Source organism: Sphingomonas sp. GW821-FHT10C01 (genome assembly GCF_059415525.1).
In genome coordinates this window covers 40569-61431 of sequence record NZ_JBWKNK010000006.1, presented here as the reverse complement: position 1 = coordinate 61431, position 20863 = coordinate 40569, and the positions used below count along the sequence as shown (strand labels likewise).

The 20863-nt window shown below is 64.9% G+C and carries 24 protein-coding genes; 14 read left to right on the top strand and 10 right to left on the bottom strand.

Annotation, left to right across the window (positions count from 1 at the left end):
• Window positions 1–78: 78 nt before the first annotated feature.
• On the bottom strand, window positions 79–1491 hold the full coding sequence (locus AC07M1_RS18280) for a sensor histidine kinase (protein ID WP_495164067.1): 1413 nt from the start codon (window positions 1489–1491) through the stop codon (window positions 79–81).
• Entirely contained in the window at window positions 1488–2156 is a 669-nt protein-coding gene (locus AC07M1_RS18275) for a response regulator transcription factor (RefSeq protein WP_495164066.1), read from the bottom strand. Before AC07M1_RS18275 ends, AC07M1_RS18280 begins: the two co-directional genes overlap by 4 nt.
• Window positions 2157–2213: 57 nt before the next feature.
• Here AC07M1_RS18275 and AC07M1_RS18270 point away from each other — a divergent pair, with 57 nt between their 5' ends.
• The 3 genes from AC07M1_RS18270 to hutC all read left to right on the top strand — a co-directional run bounded on the left by AC07M1_RS18270 (window position 2214) and on the right by hutC (window position 4778).
• Window positions 2214–3332 (top strand): ABC transporter substrate-binding protein, encoded by a 1119-nt coding sequence (locus AC07M1_RS18270; RefSeq protein WP_495164065.1) that lies wholly within the window; start codon window positions 2214–2216, stop codon window positions 3330–3332.
• A 125-nt stretch (window positions 3333–3457) separates the two neighbouring features.
• Window positions 3458–3901 (top strand): DUF411 domain-containing protein, encoded by a 444-nt coding sequence (locus tag AC07M1_RS18265; RefSeq protein WP_495164064.1) that lies wholly within the window; start codon window positions 3458–3460, stop codon window positions 3899–3901.
• 106 nt (window positions 3902–4007) lie between these two features.
• A complete protein-coding gene (gene hutC, locus AC07M1_RS18260) occupies window positions 4008–4778 on the top strand; it encodes a histidine utilization transcriptional repressor HutC (protein WP_495164063.1) in 771 nt (256 codons plus the stop codon).
• A gap of 3 nt (window positions 4779–4781) precedes the next feature.
• Here the strand turns inward: hutC and AC07M1_RS18255 are convergent, their stop codons facing one another.
• The 3 genes from AC07M1_RS18255 to AC07M1_RS18245 are packed head-to-tail and all read right to left on the bottom strand — an operon-like array spanning window position 4782 to window position 8936.
• Window positions 4782–5507: a PepSY domain-containing protein gene (locus AC07M1_RS18255; protein WP_495164062.1), complete on the bottom strand. Its 726-nt coding sequence runs from the start codon at window positions 5505–5507 to the stop codon at window positions 4782–4784.
• Entirely contained in the window at window positions 5504–6226 is a 723-nt protein-coding gene (locus tag AC07M1_RS18250) for a hypothetical protein (RefSeq protein ID WP_495164061.1), read from the bottom strand. The genes AC07M1_RS18255 and AC07M1_RS18250 overlap by 4 nt, the downstream gene beginning before the upstream one ends.
• A gap of 13 nt (window positions 6227–6239) precedes the next feature.
• The gene (locus tag AC07M1_RS18245) at window positions 6240–8936 is read right to left on the bottom strand and encodes a TonB-dependent receptor domain-containing protein (protein ID WP_495164060.1); all 2697 of its coding nucleotides are present in this window, start codon (window positions 8934–8936) and stop codon (window positions 6240–6242) included.
• A 325-nt stretch (window positions 8937–9261) separates the two neighbouring features.
• Here AC07M1_RS18245 and AC07M1_RS18240 point away from each other — a divergent pair, with 325 nt between their 5' ends.
• The 3 genes from AC07M1_RS18240 to AC07M1_RS18230 all read left to right on the top strand — a co-directional run bounded on the left by AC07M1_RS18240 (window position 9262) and on the right by AC07M1_RS18230 (window position 10892).
• Window positions 9262–9606: an ArsR/SmtB family transcription factor gene (locus tag AC07M1_RS18240; protein WP_495164059.1), complete on the top strand. Its 345-nt coding sequence runs from the start codon at window positions 9262–9264 to the stop codon at window positions 9604–9606.
• Entirely contained in the window at window positions 9593–10072 is a 480-nt protein-coding gene (locus AC07M1_RS18235; RefSeq protein WP_495164058.1) for an SRPBCC domain-containing protein, read from the top strand. Before AC07M1_RS18240 ends, AC07M1_RS18235 begins: the two co-directional genes overlap by 14 nt.
• Before the next feature lie 157 nt (window positions 10073–10229).
• Complete coding sequence (locus AC07M1_RS18230) at window positions 10230–10892, top strand: RBBP9/YdeN family alpha/beta hydrolase (RefSeq protein ID WP_495164057.1); 663 nt, start codon at window positions 10230–10232, stop codon at window positions 10890–10892.
• A 47-nt stretch (window positions 10893–10939) separates the two neighbouring features.
• Here the strand turns inward: AC07M1_RS18230 and AC07M1_RS18225 are convergent, their stop codons facing one another.
• From AC07M1_RS18225 to AC07M1_RS18215, 3 genes are all read right to left on the bottom strand, one after another.
• Window positions 10940–11716, bottom strand: coding sequence for a helix-turn-helix domain-containing protein (locus AC07M1_RS18225; protein WP_495164056.1), 777 nt, complete (start codon window positions 11714–11716; stop codon window positions 10940–10942).
• Window positions 11717–11789: 73 nt separating this feature from the next.
• Window positions 11790–13712, bottom strand: a complete 1923-nt coding sequence (gene dxs / locus AC07M1_RS18220) for a 1-deoxy-D-xylulose-5-phosphate synthase (protein WP_495164055.1) — start codon at window positions 13710–13712, stop codon at window positions 11790–11792.
• A gap of 101 nt (window positions 13713–13813) precedes the next feature.
• Window positions 13814–14407, bottom strand: coding sequence for an NAD(P)H-dependent oxidoreductase (locus tag AC07M1_RS18215; RefSeq protein WP_495164054.1), 594 nt, complete (start codon window positions 14405–14407; stop codon window positions 13814–13816).
• An 89-nt stretch (window positions 14408–14496) separates the two neighbouring features.
• On the opposite strand from AC07M1_RS18215, the gene AC07M1_RS18210 reads away from it, so the two are divergent.
• Window positions 14497–15102, top strand: a complete 606-nt coding sequence (locus AC07M1_RS18210; RefSeq protein WP_495164053.1) for a TetR/AcrR family transcriptional regulator — start codon at window positions 14497–14499, stop codon at window positions 15100–15102.
• 13 nt (window positions 15103–15115) lie between these two features.
• Here AC07M1_RS18210 and AC07M1_RS18205 read toward each other — a convergent pair whose 3' ends face one another.
• Entirely contained in the window at window positions 15116–15580 is a 465-nt protein-coding gene (locus tag AC07M1_RS18205) for a Fur family transcriptional regulator (RefSeq protein WP_495164052.1), read from the bottom strand.
• 94 nt (window positions 15581–15674) lie between these two features.
• Here AC07M1_RS18205 and AC07M1_RS18200 point away from each other — a divergent pair, with 94 nt between their 5' ends.
• Window positions 15675–16286, top strand: coding sequence for a hypothetical protein (locus tag AC07M1_RS18200; RefSeq protein WP_495164051.1), 612 nt, complete (start codon window positions 15675–15677; stop codon window positions 16284–16286).
• On the opposite strand, the gene AC07M1_RS18195 is transcribed toward AC07M1_RS18200, so the two are convergent.
• Window positions 16283–16675 (bottom strand): MerC domain-containing protein, encoded by a 393-nt coding sequence (locus tag AC07M1_RS18195; protein WP_495164089.1) that lies wholly within the window; start codon window positions 16673–16675, stop codon window positions 16283–16285. The genes AC07M1_RS18200 and AC07M1_RS18195 overlap by 4 nt on opposite strands.
• A 104-nt stretch (window positions 16676–16779) precedes the next feature.
• On the opposite strand from AC07M1_RS18195, the gene AC07M1_RS18190 reads away from it, so the two are divergent.
• From AC07M1_RS18190 to AC07M1_RS18165, 6 genes are all read left to right on the top strand, one after another.
• On the top strand, window positions 16780–17805 hold the full coding sequence (locus AC07M1_RS18190; protein ID WP_495164050.1) for a COX15/CtaA family protein: 1026 nt from the start codon (window positions 16780–16782) through the stop codon (window positions 17803–17805).
• The gene (gene cutA / locus AC07M1_RS18185; RefSeq protein WP_495164049.1) at window positions 17772–18116 is read left to right on the top strand and encodes a divalent-cation tolerance protein CutA; all 345 of its coding nucleotides are present in this window, start codon (window positions 17772–17774) and stop codon (window positions 18114–18116) included. The genes AC07M1_RS18190 and cutA overlap by 34 nt, the downstream gene beginning before the upstream one ends.
• Complete coding sequence (locus AC07M1_RS18180; RefSeq protein WP_495164048.1) at window positions 18113–18928, top strand: hypothetical protein; 816 nt, start codon at window positions 18113–18115, stop codon at window positions 18926–18928. The genes cutA and AC07M1_RS18180 overlap by 4 nt, the downstream gene beginning before the upstream one ends.
• Before the next feature lie 147 nt (window positions 18929–19075).
• A complete protein-coding gene (rplM, locus tag AC07M1_RS18175; protein WP_495164047.1) occupies window positions 19076–19555 on the top strand; it encodes a 50S ribosomal protein L13 in 480 nt (159 codons plus the stop codon).
• Window positions 19555–20091: a 30S ribosomal protein S9 gene (gene rpsI / locus AC07M1_RS18170; protein ID WP_495164046.1), complete on the top strand. Its 537-nt coding sequence runs from the start codon at window positions 19555–19557 to the stop codon at window positions 20089–20091. Before rplM ends, rpsI begins: the two co-directional genes overlap by 1 nt.
• Before the next feature lie 92 nt (window positions 20092–20183).
• The gene (locus AC07M1_RS18165; RefSeq protein ID WP_495164045.1) at window positions 20184–20672 is read left to right on the top strand and encodes a hypothetical protein; all 489 of its coding nucleotides are present in this window, start codon (window positions 20184–20186) and stop codon (window positions 20670–20672) included.
• Window positions 20673–20863 lie beyond the last annotated feature (191 nt).

Here is a 20863-nt window from a genome sequence, read left to right as displayed (position 1 = left end):
GGCGACCGCTATCCCGATGGATGCCCACAAACCTCTCCCTGGTGCGGTTCCCGTTTCGGAACCTGCACCCCGCCTAACTCACGGACCTTTCACCAAGCTGTCAGCGACGGACGGGAAAAGGATCGCGACCTGCAACCCATGTCCACCGGGGCCATCGTCCAGACGAAGCTCAAGGCCGAGCGTCTCAGCGATCGAACGGGCGATCGATAGGCCAAGGCCACTACCGTCATGCTCGGCACGCGGGTCGAGCCGGGTGAAGCGGGCGAAGACATTCTCCCGGTCCTCAGGCGCGATGCCGGGACCATCATCTTCGATCCGAATCGAGGGCGGCGCGCTGGTGACGGTCATCACCACCTGTCCGTTGCTTCGATTATACCGGATCGCATTGTCGACGATGTTCGCGAGCAATTCCTTCAGCAACGCTTCGTTGCTGCGAACGTCCGCCGGTTCCGGCGAAGGCTCCAGCCGCAGATTCACCTGCTTCGCATCCGCCGCCACTTCATGATTTTCGACGATCCACACTGCCAATCGATTGAGGTCGATCCGCTTATGGGCCAGTCGCGCGGGATTCGCGCTGTCCGCCCGCGCCAGCGACAGCAGCTGGTTGAGCAGATGGCTAAGCCGGCGCGCGGCATTGCCGATATCCTCGATCGATTCCGTCGCCTCGGCACTGCCCGGCTGGGTGCGCTTGAGCACCGCGACATGGGTACGCAGTACGGACAGGGGCGTGCGCATCTGGTGCGAGGCATCGGCGGTGAAGCGGCGGATGCCGGCAAAGCCGCTGTCGAGCCGGGCAAGCATGGTGTTGAAGGCACTGACCAGATCACTGAGTTCGCCGGGAACGCCGGCGGTCGAGAGCGGCGTCAGATCTTCGGCCCCACGCCGATCCATCTCGTCGCGCAGGCGTTTGAGCGGAGCAAGGCCACGGCGCACCGCGATCGGCATCAGCATCGCCGCGGTGGCGATCAGTGCCAGTTCCAGGATCGCAAGTCCGATCAGCAGACCGCTTGCCATCCGCTTGCGGGCATCCAGCGTCTCGGCGACCTGGACAATGACGGGCCCGTCGACCTGGGGCACGGTCCTGCTGACCGCAACGATCCGGATGTCGTGCCCGAGATAAGTGCCGTCGGCGAAGCTGAACTCACCCTGCCGCACCGGATCGAGCCGAATCTGGGGAAGGTCGGGATAGCCGGTGAGAATCTGCTCCCCCTGCCGGACGCTGTAATAGACATTGTCGCGCGCGTTATTCTCCAGCATCCCGAACACGGCGGGAGAGAGGTCCATCGTGATCTCGCCATCGTCGCTCGCGAGCGAATCGGCGATGCCGCGCGACGCGGCGCTGAGGATGCGATCGTTGACCGCGCCCACCGTGCTGGTGATCGTGAAGGAACCGACGATACCCAGCACCAGCGCCAGCACCGCCACCGGCAGCACCAGCCAGCCCAGCATCCGGCCCGTGAGGGACCCTGCCCACGGCAGGCGAAGCTTCAACGCGGTTCGATCACATAGCCGAGACCGCGGATCGTACGGATCGCGGGGCCGTCAGGCTCGAGCTTGCGGCGCAGGCGAGCGACATAGACCTCGATCGCGTTCGGCGAGACAGGCTCGTCATAGCCGAACACTTCCGCACTCAGCCGCTCCTTCTGCACGACCTTGCCCACTTGCGCCGACAGGCGTTCGAGCACCGCCCATTCGCGGCGGCGCAAATCGAGCACACGTCCATCGACCGCGGCGATGCGGCGCGCGGCATCGATCGTCAGCCGGCCGATCGTAAGGAGTGGCGACGCCTCCCCTGCGGCACGCCGCAGCAATGCACGAACGCGCGCTTCCAGTTCGCCGGTATCGAAGGGTTTGAGCAGATAGTCGTCGGCGCCGTGGTCGAGCCCCGCGATACGATCCTCAATCGCGTCGCGCGCGGTGAGAACCAGCACCGGCACCTTGGATTCGCCACGCCGGATCGTGCTCAACACGTCGAGACCCGACATGTCGGGCAGACCAAGGTCGAGCACAACCAGCGCATAGGGTTCTTCACCGACGACCATCAGCGCTGTTTCACCGTCCTCCGCGACATCGACGGAATGCCCGGCGCCGCGCAGCAACGCGGCAACGCCGCGCGCCAGCGGCGGATCGTCCTCCACAAGCAATATCCTCGCCATTGCCTGAAACTGGCGAAAGCTGCCATGCTGGTCCACTGTTGATTTGAAGGGAGGGCGATGAGGCCGCGCCGCATCCGCAGCATCGGGTTCCTAATCGCGCTTCTGGGGCTGGCGGGCGGTTGCATGCCGGAGGCCGACCATGCCGCGCAGGTCCCCGACGGCTATGCCGCATCCTATGCGACGCTGATCGGGCAAGGGACGCGCGAGGGCCGGCTGGTGATCTGGTCGACCACGGACGAGAAGATCGTGCGCGACCTTTTGACCGCATTCGAAGCCACCTATCCGGGCATCAGGATCGCGTATCACGACCTTCCGGCCCGCGATGTCCATGACCGGTTCCTGGCGGGCGCGAAGGCCGGGCGGCCAGGCCCCGACCTGTTGCTGTCGTCGTCGATGGACATGCAGATCAAGCTGGTGAACGACGGCTATGCCGAGCGCTATGACTCCCCCGAGCGCGCCCAGCTTCCCGACTGGGCGAACTGGAAGAACCAGGCTTGGGGCGCAACCGCCGAACCGGTCGTCATCGTCTATAACAAGAAGCTGCTGGCCCCCGGCCGCGTCCCGCGCAATCACATGGATTTCGTCCGCCTGCTCGAACGGCGCGACCCGGATCTGCGCGGCCGCATCGCGACCTATGATCCCGCGGGATCGTCGGTCGGATATCTCTGCCTGTCGCAGGACAATGCGATCAGCGGCCATGTCTGGCAAATGGCGCATGGTCTTGGCGCCAATCGGGCGCGCTTCTTTCCGACCAGCGAAGAGGTGATTCAGGACGTCGCCAGCGGACGATCGGTGGTCGGCTACAACGCCCTTGGTTCCTATGCGCTGGACGAGGCCGCCCGGAATCCCGATTTGGGCGTGGTTTTCCCGAGCGACTATACGCTGGTCATGTCGCGGATCGCGATCATTCCGACCCAGTCAAGCCACCCCAATGCAGCGCGTCTGTTCCTCGACTTTCTACTGTCCGCCAAGGGACAATCGTTGCTCGCCAGCCATGCGATGCCGTCGGTTCGCGGCGATGTCGCGCGCCCGGCCGAGCTGCGCGGCGTCACCTCCCCCATGCGTGCCGTGCGGGTCGGGCCGGAGCTTCTGATCGCGCAGGACAAGCTGACCCGTAATCGCTTCATGAAATTGTGGAACCGGGAACTTGCAGCGGGCGCCGCGACAATCGAGTAGCGCGAGGCCGCGCCTTTCTCCCGATCTGCCAGGAACGAAAGTTCAAGGGCGATACCGGTGGATCGCGTAGTCTCGGTAAGCGGCCCGGCGATATGCCGATCGTACAAACAAGCCGAAGGATCGAGATGACACGAGTTAGGATTCTACTGGCGGCGCTGGCGCTTGGCGCGCCCGCCACGGCACTGGCGGCCCAGCAGATCGCGGTCCACCGCGATCCCGGCTGCGGCTGTTGCGAAGTCTGGGCGCAGCAGGTGCGCGCGCAGTTCAAGCGGCAGGTCAGGATGGTCGATGATGAACAGCGGGCCCTGCTTCAGAAGAAGATGGGCATTCCCGCCGATCTTTCGTCCTGCCACACCGCGATCATCGACGGGATGGCGTTCGAAGGTCATGTCCCGATCGCCGACATGAAGCGCGCGCTCGCGCAACGCCCCAAGGGGGTGAAGGGGCTGGCGGTTGGCGGAATGCCGATCGGTTCGCCGGGGATGGAAGTGCCGGGACAGCGCCCGCAACGCTATACCGTCTTCGCCTTCGGCCCCGGCGGCAAGAAGGCATTTGCACACCACAACTAGCTGGACTGTGGGCCAGGACGGGTGCTTCAGTACCCGCCCGGCCCGCATAGCCCCTTGATTTCGCTCGATCATGGTGCAGGATACAGATCACCTGTATAGACAGCCCATGACAGCGAAAGCGGCCAAGCACATCGAAACAGACGACAACCCGCCAGAGAAGGCCGCGCAGGACGCGCCGCGCTATGCGGCGATCAAGCTCTTCATCCACGACGCCATCAAGAATGGCGCGTTGCGCCCCGGCGACCGCGTACCGTCGGAGGCCGAGCTGGTGTCCCGCTTCGGCGTGTCGCGCATGACGGCGAACCGCGCGCTGCGCGAGTTGCAGAGCGCCGGCATATTGGTGCGCCGCGCAGGAAGCGGATCGTTCGTCGCCGAGGCGAAGCCGATCGGGCACATGATCGAGATCCGCAACATCGCCGACGAGGTCCGCGCGCGCGGTCACGCCTATCGCGCGCGGGTCGTGCGGAACGAGACGGTGAAGGCGATGGGCGACACCGCCGCGCTGATGGGCGTCGCCGCCGGCACGCGCCTGTTCCACTCACTCATCGTGCACCATGAAGCCGAGTTCCCGATCCAGCTGGAGGAGCGCATCGTCCTGGCTTCGGTGGCGCCCGATTATGGCGAGATGGACTTCACCTGCACCACGCCGAACGAGTATCTAACCCGGACCGCGCCGCTCGAACGCGTCGAGCATCGCGTCCGTGCCGAGATGCCCGACGATCCGACCCGCAACCTGCTGGGACTGAACGCCGGCGAGCCGATCCTGGTCATGACCCGGCAGACCTGGAGCCGCGGAAAGCTGGTTTCCCATGCCTGGCTGACGCATCCAGCCAGCCGGTTCGAGCTTTCCGCGAGCTTTTCGGTCTCCAGCGACTGAGCCTCAGGCCGCCGGAGTACGCCGGCGGCGACGGAGCCAGCGGAAATCGGCACGGCTGAAGCTCTTGAACAACAGGTAGAAGCCCGTTCCCGACAGCCACAATGTGCCGAGCGCGACGACGATGATCAGCGGATGGTTGAAGCTGGAACGGTTCACATAATCCATGTTGTGAAGCATCCAGAAGAAGTCCCAGGTCCGCCAGGTATCGCCGCGCTTGACCAGGAACCGCCCGGTTTCGGCCGAGACATAGGCGCTGCTGTTTTCGGCATCGGCGAAGTTCACCCGCCACATCGGGCCGCTATGGTCGCGCGCCTCGAGATTATGCTTCTCCAGCCGCACCACGTCCCGGACCGGCGCATCGTGCATCATCGTCGCCACCGCGAGCGCCGTCTTGTCGTCGATCGTCACGCGTTGGCCGTCGGTGGCGTCGGCGAGCGCGATGCCCTTGTCCGTCTGCAGCTCATAGACCGGGCGTCCCATGAGGTCGCGCAGCGCGAGGCCCGAGATGGGGCCATAGGCGGTGAGCTTTGCCGGATCGACAAAGGCCGTTTCGGTCGGAAGCGGGTGGACGTGCGCGGCGTGCGCGCCGTGGCCGCCGACCGCGTCCTTGTCGAGCAACGCCATCACCGCGCCGCTCAATGCCCAGAGCAGGAACTGCAGGCCGAGGATCAATCCCACCCATTTGTGGATGCGGCGGAACAGTAATGGGGAGAGGCGGATGCGCTTCATGCGACAGGTGCCTTCTTCTTTTTCTTGCGGCGCGGGAACGCCCAGATGAGCAGCCAGGCACCGGTCAGCGCCATGGCGAACGCGCTCCAAGTGGCGACGCGCAGCAGCGGATTGTTGACGTCGGTCCGCTCGTCATAGTCCATGATGTGGAGCATCCAGGCGATGTCGAAGCCGCGCCACAAATTGTGCCGCCGCGAGATCAGCTCACCCGTCGCTGGTGACAGATAGAGCGTCGGGCGGTTCCAGCCCGCGAACTCGACCTGCCAGTAAGGCGGCTTGCGCGACTGCATCTCCTGCGGCGCCTCCGTCAGCAGCTTTACCGACACGATCTCGCCCGACCCGGTGTAGATCCGCCGGGCGAGCTGGTGGATCTCCAGCTCGGTCGGCGGCGGAAGGCGCTGACCGGTGCGCGCGTCGAACAGCGCCCGGCCCTCCGGCGTCTCGGCACGCCAGACGGGCCGGTCGAAGTGACGCTGAAGCCTGAGCTCCGCGCTGCCCGGCTGGGCCGCCACGATCCGCGCCGGGGACACGATCCCGGCGAGGTCGTAGGGCTGGACGGCGGGCGCCCGGACCAGGTGGTCGCCATGGATCGTGTCGATATGGATGACCACCATATAGACGCCGGTGAGCGTCCAGAGGACCACCTGAACCCCGACCAGCAGCGCCAGCCATTTATGCGTACGCCGCGCGACGAGCGGCCATCGGATCTTTCCCGGCATTGCCCTATTCGCCTCAGAAGCCGGTACGGAAGCCGACGTAGAAGCGCCGACCCATCAGATCATAGGTCATGGTGTCGGTGTTCGCATCGGTGAAGCTCTTGATGTAGGGCGCCCTGCGATTGAACAGATTGTCGACGCCGATCTGGAAGCGCGTACGCTCGTTGATCTCATAGGCCAGCTGGGCGTTGTGGTAATAGACGTTCGGTGTGCGATAGCCGATATCGGTAGCCTTGGCGTTGAAGTCGGTCGCCTTGCCGATCCACTGGGTCGACCAGGTCGCGATGAAGCCGTCCTTGCGCCCGGTGATCACGCCATAGCCGCGCCATTTGGCATAGCCGCCATTGCCGCCGCCGATATGGCCGTCGAACTGGATCGGGGCACCGCCCGGGAAGGGCAGGACGACGTACTTGTTGAGATAGGTGAGGTTGAGGTCGATCGTCAGCGCGACCCCGCCGACATTGCGATCATAGACCAGGCCGAGATCGAGGCCGTTCATCTGCTCGCGCCCGGTGTTGATCGGCTGGGCCGACAGATAGGTCACCTCCCCCGTCAGCTTGCTGCGCGTGAAGTCGCCGCAGAAGGGGTGCGCTAGATTGGCGCTTGCGTAGCAGACCGCGAGCTTGGTCGAGCCGGGGATGGCGCGGATCGCGTCCTTGATGTCGATATCGAACCAGTCGGCGGTAAGCGACAGGCCGGGCACCAGTCCCTTGGGCCGGATCACCGTGCCGATCGTCCAGGTCCGCGAACTTTCGGGCTTCAGTTTCTGGTTGCCGCCAGCGGTGGTGAGAATGGTGGTGCCGAGCTGGACATAGTTGGCCGGCACGCCCGACGCCTGACAATTGGCGATCAGCGTCGCGTTGCCGCTGGCCGAATAGCGGCTGCACGGATCGGTGGTGGTGAGGTTGCCTTCCGATACGCCGCCGAACAGCTCGGGCACATTGGGGATGCGGAAGCCGGTGCCATAGGTGCCGCGCAGGCGGATATCGTCGTTGATGACCCAGTCCGCGCCCAGCTTGTAGTTCCAGTCGCCCCCGAACAGGTCATAGTCCGAATAGCGGACAGCGCCGTCGAGCGTCAGCGCCTTGAAGAAAGGCGTGTTGGCGAGCACCGGCACCGAGAGCTCAAGATAGCCCTCCTTGGCGGTGCTGGAACCCGAGATCGGGTCCTGCTGATTGGTGTTGGCGACACCGAGCACGGTCAGAGGATCGGGATCGCGCCAGCCCTTTTCCTTGCGATAGACAACACCCGCGGCGAACGCGACCGGCCCCGCCGGCAGGCGGAAGAGATTGCCGTTGATGTCGGCGGTAACCGTCGCGATCTCGTTGCCGCCGCGATCGCGCGAGGTGAACAGGATATAGTCGAGCGCGGCCGGGGTAAGGTCACCGAAACCCAGATAGTCGGCGCAGGGGATCGCCGCGCCCGCTGCCCGGCTGCATTTGCTGGTGTCGAGCGTGTTCGCGACCCGCTCCAGATTGGCGACATTGGTCGACCCGTCGACCGCGGTGTTACGGCCGAAGCTGCCGGCGATTTCCCATGCCCAGTCATTGGTGAATTTGCCGCGTAGCCCGAACGTGCCCTGCCAAGTGTCGGTTTCCTGGAAGAACTGGCGGGGGCCTGGCTCGGCGAGACGACGCTGGATGAGGACGATATTCTGCCCGGTCGGGTTCGTCGGGTTGCTCGCCGAAATGGCGATGTTGCGCAGGACGCCCGGTGTTGCGACCTGATTGGACTTGCGGTGGGTGTAGAGGAACTCGCCGAACGCGGTGATGTTGTCGGTCACCGCATAGTCGGCGAAGAAGGCGGTGCTGACGCGTTCGACCGGGCTGACCGCGTTCAGGTAGGGCGTCGAGTTGAAATTGTGCTTGGCCGCGCTGTACGGCTCATAGAAATTGCCGTTGCCGCCCGCGACCTGATTGAAGTTGATCTGCTGGCCATTCGGGAGCGCGGCGCGGCCGCCGATGGTTGCGGCGCTGTTGACGCAGGACAGCGTGCCCGGGGTCGTTTCCGCGAGCGAGCAGGGCGCGCGCGTCGCCATGTTGACCGCCTGCGTCTTCTGATAGGTCACCGCCGCCATGAAGCCGCCGCGGTCATTGCGCAGGCCCCAGATCAGATCGGCGGTGAAATCGGAACCGTCGCCACGCTCGGTAAGGCCCTGGCGCAGACTGATGCCGAGTCCCTCATAGTCGGTGCGGGTGACGAGGTTGACCACGCCGGCCATCGCGTCGGCGCCGTAGATCGCCGACGCCCCGTCCTTGAGGACGTCGGTCCGCGCGAGCGCAACCACCGGGATCATGTTGAGGTCGGGCGACGAATTGGCGCCGGTGCCGCCCGCGACGAGGCGACGACCGTTGAGCAGCACCAACGTGCGCTTGATGCCAAGGCCGCGCAGATTGACCTGCGCGGTGCCATAGCCATTGTTCGCCCAATAGGCCGAGGTCTGATTGCCAGCGAAGCCCGCATTTGCGGGGAGCCGCTGAAGCACCGTCTCGATATTGGTGATGCCGGTATTCTCGATCTGCTCGGCTGACACGACGGTCGCCGGTCCGACTCCGGCCAGGTCCTGGCGGCGGATTCGCGACCCGGTGACCACAACCTCACCGGGTGCGGCCTCCTGCGCCGACTCGCCCACCGATTCGGTCTGCGCCAGCGCCGGCGCGGAATGGACCGCGATCATCGCGGCGCCGAAAAGCAGCGCTCCCTTCTTGCTCATGCCAATTCTCCCTGTCCCTTGTTATCGGGCGAAGGAACACTGGTTGTATATACAGGTCAAGACGGATTCTGCCTTTTATTTCAAATATTTAACTCAGATTCCCGAGCGCATAGTCCGCACCATGAATACGCGGCTGGTTTCACCACCCCTCATTCAGAATGAAATTTTTATGCGCAACCGGCGATCTCGGTGAAACTGTCCGCAAGACGGCGCCTTCCGACCATCCTCTATCCACCATGATCGAGTGCGGCGCTTTGCTCCGCATTTACCGGCTTGACCACCTATATCGATCTATATAATCTGTTAGTTATATAGTGAGGACGTTATGATTGGTCTCGACAACAGCTTCGCGGCACTTTCCGACCCTACCCGTCGCGCGATTGTGGCGCGGCTGGCGGCGGGCGAAGCGACGGTGATGGAACTCGCCCGCCCCTTCGCGATGAGCCAACCGGCGATCTCGCGACATTTGAAGGTGCTGGAGGGGGCCGGGCTGATCGTGCGGCGGGTGGAGGGAACCAAGCGGCCATGCCGGATCGCGCCCGACGCCTTGGCCGGAATCGAGGAGTGGCTGGCGATGCTGCGAAAGACGCTTTCGGCAAATTACGACCGACTCGACGCGGTCCTCGCTGCGATGGACGACCCCAAGGAGAAGAATGATGAGCAAGTTTGATATCCAGACCGAAGGCGACACCCATGTCGTGGTGACCCGGCGTTTCGCGGCACCGCCCGAGCGCGTCTACCGCGCGCACGTCGAACCCGAACTGATCCAGCAGTGGATGCTCGGCTGTGACGAGGGTTGGACGATGCCGGTATGCGTCAACGACGCGCGCCCAGGTGGGCAGATCCGTTACGAATGGAGCGACGGCAACGGCAACGGCTTCTTTCTGACCGGCGAATATATCGAGCTGACCCCGCATAGCCGCATCGTCCATGTCGAGCGGATGCATCTGCCGGATCCCACTCCGGACAATCATGTCGAGACGCATTTCGAGGCGGACGGCGCGGGCACGCTGATGACGATGCGCATGACCTTGCCCGACGCCGAAACGCGCACCGCGATGCTTGCGACCGGCATGGAGCATGGCATGGCGGTCAGCTACGACCGGCTCGACGACCTTACCATGGCCACCGCCTGACCCGGACGGCTCGGCCACCCGGCCACGCCCGCCCCCTCCCCTGCGGCGATCCATTCGGTTCGCCGCAGGCTTGGCGCCATGCAACGCAATGTTTATTGCCTATCTGATCGATAGGAATAAGATTGCCGGCATGGAGTCGTCATCTGGAGAAACGGGCATGTCCATGTTCTCGCCCCATGACGTGAATTCGCCGATCGTTCTGACCGTTCCGGGCCTGGGGGGCTCAGGACCCTCACATTGGCAGAGCCTGTGGGAGGATTCGCGTCCCGATACCCGCCGGGTGGAACTCGGCATGTGGAGCACCCCGCATCGAAACAGTTGGGTCACCAAGCTGGATCAGGCGATCCGCGAGGCACAGGCGCCGGTGGTCCTAGCCGCGCACAGCCTGGGCTGCCTGGCAGTCGCCTGGTGGGCGGAACTGGCCGGGCAACCCTATGGATGGCCGGTGGCCGGTGCGTTGCTGGTCGCACCGGCGGACGTGGATGGCGGTGAGCATCCGGCGCTACGCGCCTTTGCCCCCTCGCCCGCCAAGCCGCTTCCCTTCCCCTCGATCCTGGTCGCGAGTACCGACGATCCGTGGGTGAGCGTCGACCACGCCCGCAACCTGGCCGCCAACTGGGGCAGCGTGTTCGTGGATGCGGGCGCGCAAGGGCATATCAACGCCGACAGCGAGCTGGGCTGGTGGCATGACGGGCAGCTATTGCTCGATCGCGTGCTCGACGCCGCGAGCGACCGGCGCGGACGCCCGCGGCGGGTGGAACAGCATACCGTGCTGGCCGTCAACGCCACCGACGCGGCACAGCGCCACTATCTGGGCTGACCTTTTCGAGGCGCGGTCCGGGTGCCCCCAAGCGCGCCCGGACCACGCTATTTGCGGCGCCAGTAGCTGACGAAGAGCAGCCGCTTTTTGCTGGCCGTGGTGACGGTGAAGAGATCCGAGCCGAAACCGAGCTTTGCGATGTCGGCATAGAGCGAACGCTCTTGAACCGACTGCAATGTTACGTTGGCATGCTCGCCTTCGGGCAGCACACCAACCACTTCACAAAGTGTCGCATGACAGGTGACACGAAGCTTGTCGTTCGGCCCCACGATCTGCGCATAACGCGCCCTGACCGCTGGTTCGACCGAGGCCGCCCACTCAGCGTCGCGCGTTTCGGCGCGCAGCTTGGCATGAAGATCCCTCACCGACGCCGCGGCCGGTACCTCGATCGACCAGGCATTCAACAGCGGATCGTCGGCGATGCTGTCGCCACTCGCTGATACTCCCTGAAACCCAAGCAAGGTTGCGCCAAGCACGACGGCGCCGGTGAGAATTCCCATAGCAATGATTCCCTTCGCTCGCGGCCCGCGTCGCGCGGACCGTCGGGATAGGGGTTCGCCGGAACTGAGAACCTCACCCACCCCGATTTGTTCGTCACGATTTTTCGGGGAATCCGTGTCTGCGATCAGCCGCGCCAGTTCGCGGCTCGAAGCGACTCCGGTCTTGCGGCGTGCCTCACGCAGGCGTTCGTTGACCGAACCCTCGGTCTTGCCGGTCAGAGCGGCGATGCTCTTGGCGGTGTGGCCCTGCGCGAGCAGGTTCAGTACCTCACGCTCAGCCAGGTTAAGCGGCGTGAAGTCGGGACGAAATTCGGTCGAAGCCATTGCTCGGCGACGATATCCCGCAGTCACGACTTTGCAACTCGGCGCGGGCCTTCACGAATTTATTGGGGCGGGTTCAGGCCCGCGCGCCGCCTTCCGCCGCCGCCTCGTTCCAGCGCAGCGCCTTGAGCACCGTGTCAACGATGTGCGGCGCGTTGAGGCCCGCCTCGTCATATTGCAGATCGGGCTTGTCTTGATCCTGGAAGATGTCGGGCAGGCGCATCGTGCGGAGCTTGAGGCCGTTGTCGATCAGCCCGGCATCGCTCGCCATTGTCAACACATGCGCACCGAGGCCGCCGACGGCATTCTCCTCGATCGTCACCGTGACCTCATGCGTGGTCAGCAGGCGACGGATCAGTGCTTCGTCGAGCGGCTTGGCGAAACGCAGGTCGGCAACGGTGGTCGACAACCCCTTGGCTTCCAGCATGTCGGCGGCCTTGAGCGCCTCTGCGAGGCGGGTACCGAGCGAGAGGATCGCGACCTTCTTGCCCTCACGCACGATGCGGCCCTTGCCGATCTCGAGAAGCTCGGGCTCGGGCAGCGGCACGCCGACGCCATTGCCGCGCGGGTAGCGCAGCGCGATCGGACCCGCGTCATATTCGGCGGCGGTCCGCGTCATATGGACCAGCTCAGCCTCATCCGCGGCGGCCATCACCACGAAATTGGGGAGCGTCGCGAGATAGGTGACGTCAAAGCTACCCGCATGGGTCGCACCATCAGCGCCGACTAGGCCGGCGCGATCGATCGCGAAGCGGACCGGTAAGTTCTGGATGGCGACGTCGTGAACGACCTGGTCGTAGGCGCGCTGCAAAAAGGTCGAATAGATCGCGCAGAAGGGTCGCATTCCTTGCGCCGCGAGGCCCGCGGCGAAGGTGACGGCGTGCTGTTCGGCAATGCCGACGTCGAAGGCGCGATCGGGATGCGCCTTGGCGAACTTGTCCACCCCGGTGCCCGAAGGCATCGCCGCGGTGATCGCGCAGATCCGCGAATCGGTCTCGGCCAGCTTGGCCAGCGTCTCGCCGAACACATTCTGGTACGAGGGCGGTCCGGGAGGCGCCTTGGCCTGGGCGCCGGTGATGACGTCGAACTTCTGGACGCCGTGATATTTGTCCGCCGCCGCCTCGGCCGGGGCATAGCCCTTGCCCTTCTTGGTCACGACATGGATGAGCACGGGGCCTTCCTTGGCGTCGCGGACATTCTCGAGCACCGGGATCAGGTGATCGAGATTGTGGCCATCGATCGGCCCGACATAATAGAAGCCCAGCTCCTCGAACAGCGTGCCGCCCGTCACCATGCCGCGCGCGAATTCCTCGGTCTTCGACGCGGCGCTGTGAACGCGGCGCGACAACTTCCGCACCACCTTGCTCGCCAGGCTGCGCAGGCCGAGATATTCGGACGAGGAGACAACGCGCGCGAGATAGGCCGAAAGGCCACCGACCGGCGGCGCGATCGACATGTCATTGTCGTTGAGGATGACGATCAGGCGATTCCCCGCCTGCTCGGCATTGTTCATCGCCTCATAGGCCATGCCCGCGCTCATCGAGCCGTCGCCGATCACCGCGATGCCGCGACCCGGCGTACCGGCGAGCTTGTTCGCCACCGCGAAGCCGAGCGCGGCCGAGATCGAGGTCGACGAGTGCGCGGCGCCGAACGGATCATACTCGCTCTCGCTACGCTTGGTGAAGCCCGACAGGCCCCCGCCCTGACGCAGCGTCCGGATCCGGTCGCGACGCCCGGTAAGAATCTTGTGCGGGTAGCATTGGTGCCCGACGTCCCAGACCAGCCGATCCTCGGGCGTGTTAAAGACATAGTGGATCGCGACGGTCAGCTCGACCACGCCAAGTCCGGAACCGAGATGGCCGCCGGTGGTGCCGACCGCGCTGATCGTCTCCGCGCGTAGTTCGTCGGCCAGCTGGCGAAGCTGGGCGGGCTTGAGCTCGCGGAGATCATGCGGCGTGTCGACGATGTCGAGCAACGGCGTCTTGGGAAGGTCGGCCATCTAGCGCACTTACTCCAGCGTCTTGAACCTGTCCAACGCCCCTGATGGAGCGAAGGCGCAGGAATCATGAGCGAAAGATGAGCAGGTGCTGAAATCGTCGCTCAGGCGGCCTGGCGCATCGCCAGCGATTGCCCGAGCGCATTTGCCGCATCGAGATTCGCCTGCTGGCTCTCGCCATGCGATTCGAGCAGCAATTCGTGGCGGACGACGCGGGCGCCGACATAGTCGAAGATGCCATGATCGATCTGGGTGCGCATCGCGCCGAAATAGCCGTGGCGGGCATAGGTGCCGGCATCGGCGCCGGCGACCGCGACCAGCACCACTTCGAGCCGGCGCAGCTTCTTGCGGTCGCCCCCGTCATAGCCATAGGCCCAGCCATTGGTGAGGACGCGATCCAGCCAGCCCTTCAGCAACGCCGGGAAGGACCACCAATAGACCGGATAGACCAGCACCAGCCGGTCGGCGCGGTCGATTCGCGCCTGTTCGGCAAGGACATCGTCCGCCGGGGTCTCCGTCTGCAGGTGAACGGCAAGATCGCGCGCGGTTTCGCGCGGGTCAAACCCCTCAGCGGCGAGATCCGCGATCTCGACACTTGCCATCGGATCGGACGCGCGAAGCCCATCCGCGACCGCACCGGCGATGGCGTGGGTCAGCGAATTGGGATCAGGATGGGAAATTACCAGCAGGTTACGCATCGTCCGCCTCCAAGGGGTTTGACACAAGGGTCTGGCATATCGGCCATAGCGCCTATATACTGATAGTAAGTTACTAATGGTATATAGTGATGTCAAGTGACCCCGCGGCCGGTGCGGCCGACAAACGCGTGCGGATGGCGCGCGACGATAGGCTGACGCAGCTGCTGGACCTCGCGTGGAAGATCGTGCGCGAGGAGGGGACGGACGCGCTGACCCTGGGTCATCTCGCCGAGCGCGCGGACGTCACCAAGCCCGTGGTGTACAGCCATTTCGGCACGCGCGCCGGACTGCTCGCGACGCTGTTCCGAAAATTCGACGCGCGCCAGACCGCGCTGATGGATGCCGCGCTGGAGGAAAGCCCGCCAACCCTGGCCGACCGGGCCCAGGCGATCGCGTCATGCTATGTCGATTGCGTGCTGTCGCAGGGCCGCGAGCTACCCGGTGTCGTCGCCGCGCTGGCAGGGTCGCCCGAGATGGAGAGCATCAAGCACGAGTTCTTCACCGCATTCATGGAGAAATGCCGGGTACTGCTCGCCCCGTTCGCGCCATCGGGCGACATTGCACCGGCAGGGCTGTGGAACCTGATCGGCGCCGCGCAATTGCTGTCCTATGCGGCGACGACCGGCGCTGTGCCGCGCGACGAGGCCATTACGGAACTGGACCGCACGATCCGGGCGATGGTCGAAGCGAGCTAGGGCGAATCCTAGATCAGCTGCAGTCGGCGCATTTGCCGCGCACCTCGATCACCGGGCGAACAGGCGTGAAGCCCGCGCCACGGGCGGCGGTGCGCACCGATTTGGTGATCGTATCGTCGTCGATATGCGTGGTCTGGCCACACGAATCGCACACCAGGAAGATGCAGTCGTGCAGACAGTCGGGGTGCGCATTCGCGACATAGGCGTTCGCGCTCTCCACCCGGCGGGCAAGGTTCGTCGACACGAACAGGTCGAGGATGCGATAGACGCTGTTGGCGGCGACGCGGCGCCCTTCGCGCTTCGACACTGCTTCGGCGATGTCATAGGCGGAAGCCGGCCTCTCAAAACCCGACAGCGCCTCGAAGATCGAGGCGCGCATGGCGGTCCACTGCTCGCCGGCCTTTTCCAGCGTTGCCTGTGCCGCGCGCGCGAGGTCGGCGCCCTGCGGCTCGTGATGGTCGTGTTTGTGGGCGTGCATGGTGCGTAATGTAGGCGCACAGCGAGCAGGCGGCAAGCTTACCGGGGGTTCAGCCCACTTGACCCCGCGTTCGGCCAAATGCAGCGTTCGTCGCGTGAAATCCGCGCCAACATCGGAAAAGACGATCGAGTTGCCGGCGCGCTCGCGCTGGGCAATCGGCCTTTCCTGCCTCGCCTTGCTCCTGCCGCTGTTTCTGATGCGAGCAACGCTGATCGACCCGTTGCCGCTATGGGCGACGACGGCAGTGGCGGTGTCCGGGGGCGCAGCCGGCGTCTATCTGCTTATCCTGCTGGACGCGTGGCTGAAGGCGCAGCGGGATTGGCGACTCTATGGGGCCATTGTGATCACGCCAGTGATCTCAGCGATGCTTGCGACATTCTATCTGCGAGCCGCTGTCGAAATGGCCGCGTTCACCGCAGCGGAAACGCGCATCGATACCGTCGAAGCCGAGGTGACGGATTTGGAAAAGCGGCGATGGGTCTCCGCCCGCGCAGCACCCGATGCGCGCACGCTTCGTATCGCCGTCAGCGCGGACCTCCGGGCTCAGCTCGATCCCCGCGGTGCGCCAGGCAGGGACTGCCTCAAGCTTACGGTCGAAACAGGTCGCTGGGGGATACGGCGAACCCGCCTACCAGCCACATTTGGCCGTGGATTCGGGATCGATCGCCTGGTCCCTTGCGCCGCACAGCGCGACGCCGAGGCTTAGTAGGTCGCGCGCCGATTGAGGTCGTGGCCGAGCGCGAGGATCGCGACGCCGATCACGGTCCAGAGGATTTCCTGCCCGCCATGCGGCAGCGTCAGCGCGCCGGCCATCATGCCGAGGCCGAAGGCGCCGACCGCCGACGGCAGCATATAGCCATGCTTCAGGATACCGCGCCCGAGCGCGACGAGGCCGAACAGGATCGCCAGGACCAGCCCGACCTCATGGATCGCGGGATGCAGGAAGGCGCCCGCCGCCGAGGCGAGCGCGAGCAGCACCGTGCTGGCCACGCAATGCGCCAGACACAGGCTCGACAGCCCGATCGCGAAGCGATCGAAGCGCGAATCAACCTGTTCCCAGAACCGTGGGGCAAGCGCTTGAGCCATGCGCGGCATATAGAGCCGGCCGCGCAAAGTTACAACATAACATCCTCGGCGATTTGCGCCCCGTTTCCGGGCTACCGCTGGCATTTATGGTTGGCAGAGCATAAACGGCGGGCGTGTCGCAATTTACCCATACCGCCCGCCCGCGCGCGATCGCCAACTGGCTGTTCTTCGTCGCCGTCCTGATCGTATTGATGGTGGGCGTAGGCGGCATTACCCGCCTGACCGAATCCGGCCTGTCGATCACCGAGTGGAAGCTGGTGACGGGCACCCTGCCCCCGCTGTCCGAAGCGGCGTGGCTGGCCGAGTTCGAGAAGTACAAGCGCATCCCCGAATATCAACAGATCAACGCCGGCATGAGCCTTGAGGCGTTCAAGGGCATCTATTTCTGGGAATATCTGCACCGGTTGCTCGGCCGGCTGATCGGCGTCGCCTTCGCGCTGCCACTGGCCTGGTTCGCGATCCGCCGGGCGATCCCGCAAGGCTATGGGCCGCGGCTCGTCGGCCTGCTGATTCTGGGCGGCCTGCAAGGGGTGATCGGCTGGTGGATGGTCACCTCCGGCCTCGCCGAACGCACCGATGTCAGCCATTTCCGGCTTGCCGCGCACCTGTTGCTCGCGCTGTTCATCCTGGCGGCCTTGGTATGGACCGCGCTCGACATGCGCGGACTGGCGCGCGACCCCGGCTATCGCCCCGCGCGGCTGACCGGCGTTGCGGTGTGGGTCGGCCTGATCCTGTTCGTCCAGCTGGTCTATGGCGCGTTCGTCGCTGGGCTGAACGCGGGCCTCGTCACCAACCAATGGCCATTGATGAACGGCAAGTTCTTCCCCAGCGAAGTGCTCGCCGTGCGTCCGTTCCTCGACGCGATGCTCAACGATCCGGCGATGATCCACTGGTTCCACCGCTGGTGGGCCTGGGTCACGGTCGCCGCGCTGATCGTGCTAGCGCGGCGCGCCAAGACGGCGGGCGATCGCAAGGCATCGGTCGCGATCAACATCGCCTTTGGCACGCAAATCCTGCTCGGCATCGCGACGGTGTGGACCGGCGTCCACCTGCATGTCGCGGCGACGCACCAGGTCGTCGGCGCGCTGGTCGTCGCGGCGACGGCATGGGGCGCACATTCGGTGGGCCGGCGGCGGTGAGCGACATCGCGCTCGTCCATGTGACCTTCGCGACCGCCGCCGAAGCGGAGGAGATCGGACGGGCCATGGTCGAGCAACGGCTGACCGCCTGCGTCAATCTGCTTGGCCCGTGCAACTCGATCTATCGCTGGCAGGGCAAGGTCGAGACCGCGACCGAGCATCGCGCCCTGTTCAAGACGACGCCCTTGCTTGCCCGCGAGCTGGCCGACCGGGTCGCCGCGCTGCACAGCTATGATCTGCCCGCTATAGAAATCTGGCCTGCAGCGGCGGGAGACGCCGTTGCGGACTGGATCGACGATTCGACGCGTTGATCGCGGCACTTCTCCTCGCCACGCAGGCAAGCGCCGCCGGTTTCGCGCCGCCGCTTGACCACCCGCTGCGCGCGACAACCGAGGCGACCCGGACGGATGCGGGCATCACCCGACGCTTCACCCAAGCCCGGAGCATCATTTTTCGTCGTTCCGGCCCGGGTTTCCGAGCCGAACTGACGATCGAATCGGGCGAGCCGGCCACGACACTCGACGACGATCCCGCGACGATGTTTCGTGCCGGTTTCGCGCGAATCGCCGGGCGCACGGTAGCCCTGCACCTCGATCCCGCGGGACGCGTGACCGCGATCGACGAGCAGGCGGTGGTATGGAAGGCCTTCCTCGACGGCGTCGCGGCGTTGGCACCAACGGGTGCCGGCGACCTCGACCGGAAGCGCGCGGGCCGGATCCGGGCGATCCTCGCGGTATTGACGCCGATGCCGCCCGAACGCCAGCGCGCGACGCTCGCCGCACTGATCGAGCCCCTGGTCGCCGTCGATATCGCCGCGGCGGGCGAGTCGCCCCCGCGCGCCGTTCGCGTGCCGGCCGGATCGGCCTTCGGCAGCGCGCAACTCGACGGAATCCGCGCCGTGCGCCGTGGCGGAGGACGGCTGATCGCGTCCGTCAGCGCTTCAGGCGGGGTGACGATGCGAGGACCGAACGGACCGATCACCGGCCAGGTCGCGATCGAGACCGAACGCCAAGTCGACCCAGCCAGCGGGCTGGTGCTGGAGACGCGCGACGCCGTGCGCATCGAAATGCCCGGGGCGCCCCCGGCCACTCGAATGACGGTAACGACATTGCGGGCGCCCTGACGGATCGACGAGATATCGAAGGTATTATAATACCCGCCAACAAACCCGCAGTTTTCTTGACTTTTAGGCCCCATTTCGTCATTTGGCCGCCGTTCGCGCCGTCCGTGATGGGCGGCGTCATGCATTTTAACATTGAGGTCTGGGCCCATGAAGGCGCTGATGAAGACCACCAAGTCGGTAAAGCCGGCCGAGGTGGAGAAGAAGTGGCATATCGTCGATGCCGAGAATCTGGTCGTTGGCCGCGCTGCGGTTGTGATCGCCAACGTCCTGCGCGGCAAGCACAAGACCAGCTTCACCCCGCACGTCGATTGCGGTGACAATGTCATCGTCATCAACGCGGACAAGGTGCGCTTCACCGGCAAGAAGCTGGCCGACAAGGTCTATTACAAGCACACCGGCTATGCCGGCGGCATCAAGGAAATCACCGCTCAGAAGGTGCTGGAAGGCCGCTTCCCGGAGCGCGTGCTGGAAAAGGCCGTCGAGCGCATGATCCCGCGCGGTCCGCTGGGCCGTCAGCAGATGCGCAACCTGCGCATCTACAAGGGCGCCGAGCATCCGCACGAAGCCCAGAACCCTGAAGTCCTGGATATCGCGGCCATGAGCCGCAAGAACAAGGTGGGCGCATAATGTCCGACAATCGCCAGTCCCTTTCCGATCTCGCCGAGATCGCCGCCGGCGCGCCCGAAGGTGCCGAAGCCGCGACCAGCGCTGACGCCTATCTGGCCGGTGCCCCGGTCGTGTCGAACACGCCGCTGCGCCAGCAGGAACTCGACGCCTATGGCCGCGCCTATGCGACCGGCCGCCGCAAGGACGCCGTCGCCCGCGTGTGGATCAAGCCCGGCTCGGGCAAGATCACGATCAATGGTCGCGACCAGGAAGTCTACTTCGCACGTCCGACGCTGCGTCTCGTCATCAACCAGCCGTTCGGCGTCGCCGAGCGTGACGGCCAGTATGATGTGATCTGCACCGTCAAGGGTGGCGGGCTTTCGGGCCAGGCAGGCGCGGTCAAGCACGGCATCGCCCAGGCGCTGACCAAGTATGAGCCGGTGCTGCGCGCGCCGGTGAAGGCCGCCGGGTTCCTGACCCGCGACAGCCGCGCGGTCGAGCGTAAGAAGTACGGTAAGGCCAAGGCCCGCCGCAGCTTCCAGTTCTCGAAGCGCTGATCCCTTTCGGATCGAACGGAACAAGGGCGGCCCCGCAACGGGCCGCCCTTTTTCGTTGCGCCCTCCCCGCCCGCCCTGCTTAGATGCGCGCAATGCAATTCACCGACCCGCTTGTCGCCAAGATCGTCCCCTTTCTTGAAGGGATCGGCATTTCCGTCAGGATGGAGCCCGTGCCCGGCGACTCGCTGCTGCCTGGCGTCACGGTTCGCGGCGACACGCTGATGTTCGACCCCGATTCCCTGCCTTGGCCTGGAGATCTGCTCCACGAAGCGGGGCATATCGCCGTCTCCGATCCCGCCGTACGCGCGACCCAGACGGAGGTCTCTTCCGATCCAGGAGAGGAAATGGCGGCGATGGCCTGGTCCTATGCCGCCGCGATCGAGCTGGGAATCGATCCCGAGCATGTCTTTCACGCCGCCGGCTATCAGGGCGCGGGGGAAAATTATTTGGAATCCTACACGACCGGTGGAACCGGGATCGGCGTACCGATGCTGCAATTCTATGGCATGAGCGGGGAGCCCCGACACGCCGAAACACTAAACTTGCCGGTATTCCCCATAATGATGCGCTGGTTGCGCTAAGCATCAGTGGAAACCGGTGACACCGATTTTCGTTTCGGGATCGAACTTTTCTTTCAGCACAGCAATCTACCCGGATCGGTTACAAACTGTGGCTGCCGCGCATCTATCGACGGACAAATAGACACAATTGTAACAACCGGGACTTGACGCCCCCCTTCTTGGCCATAGCCTCCATGCATCCAACCTGGTCT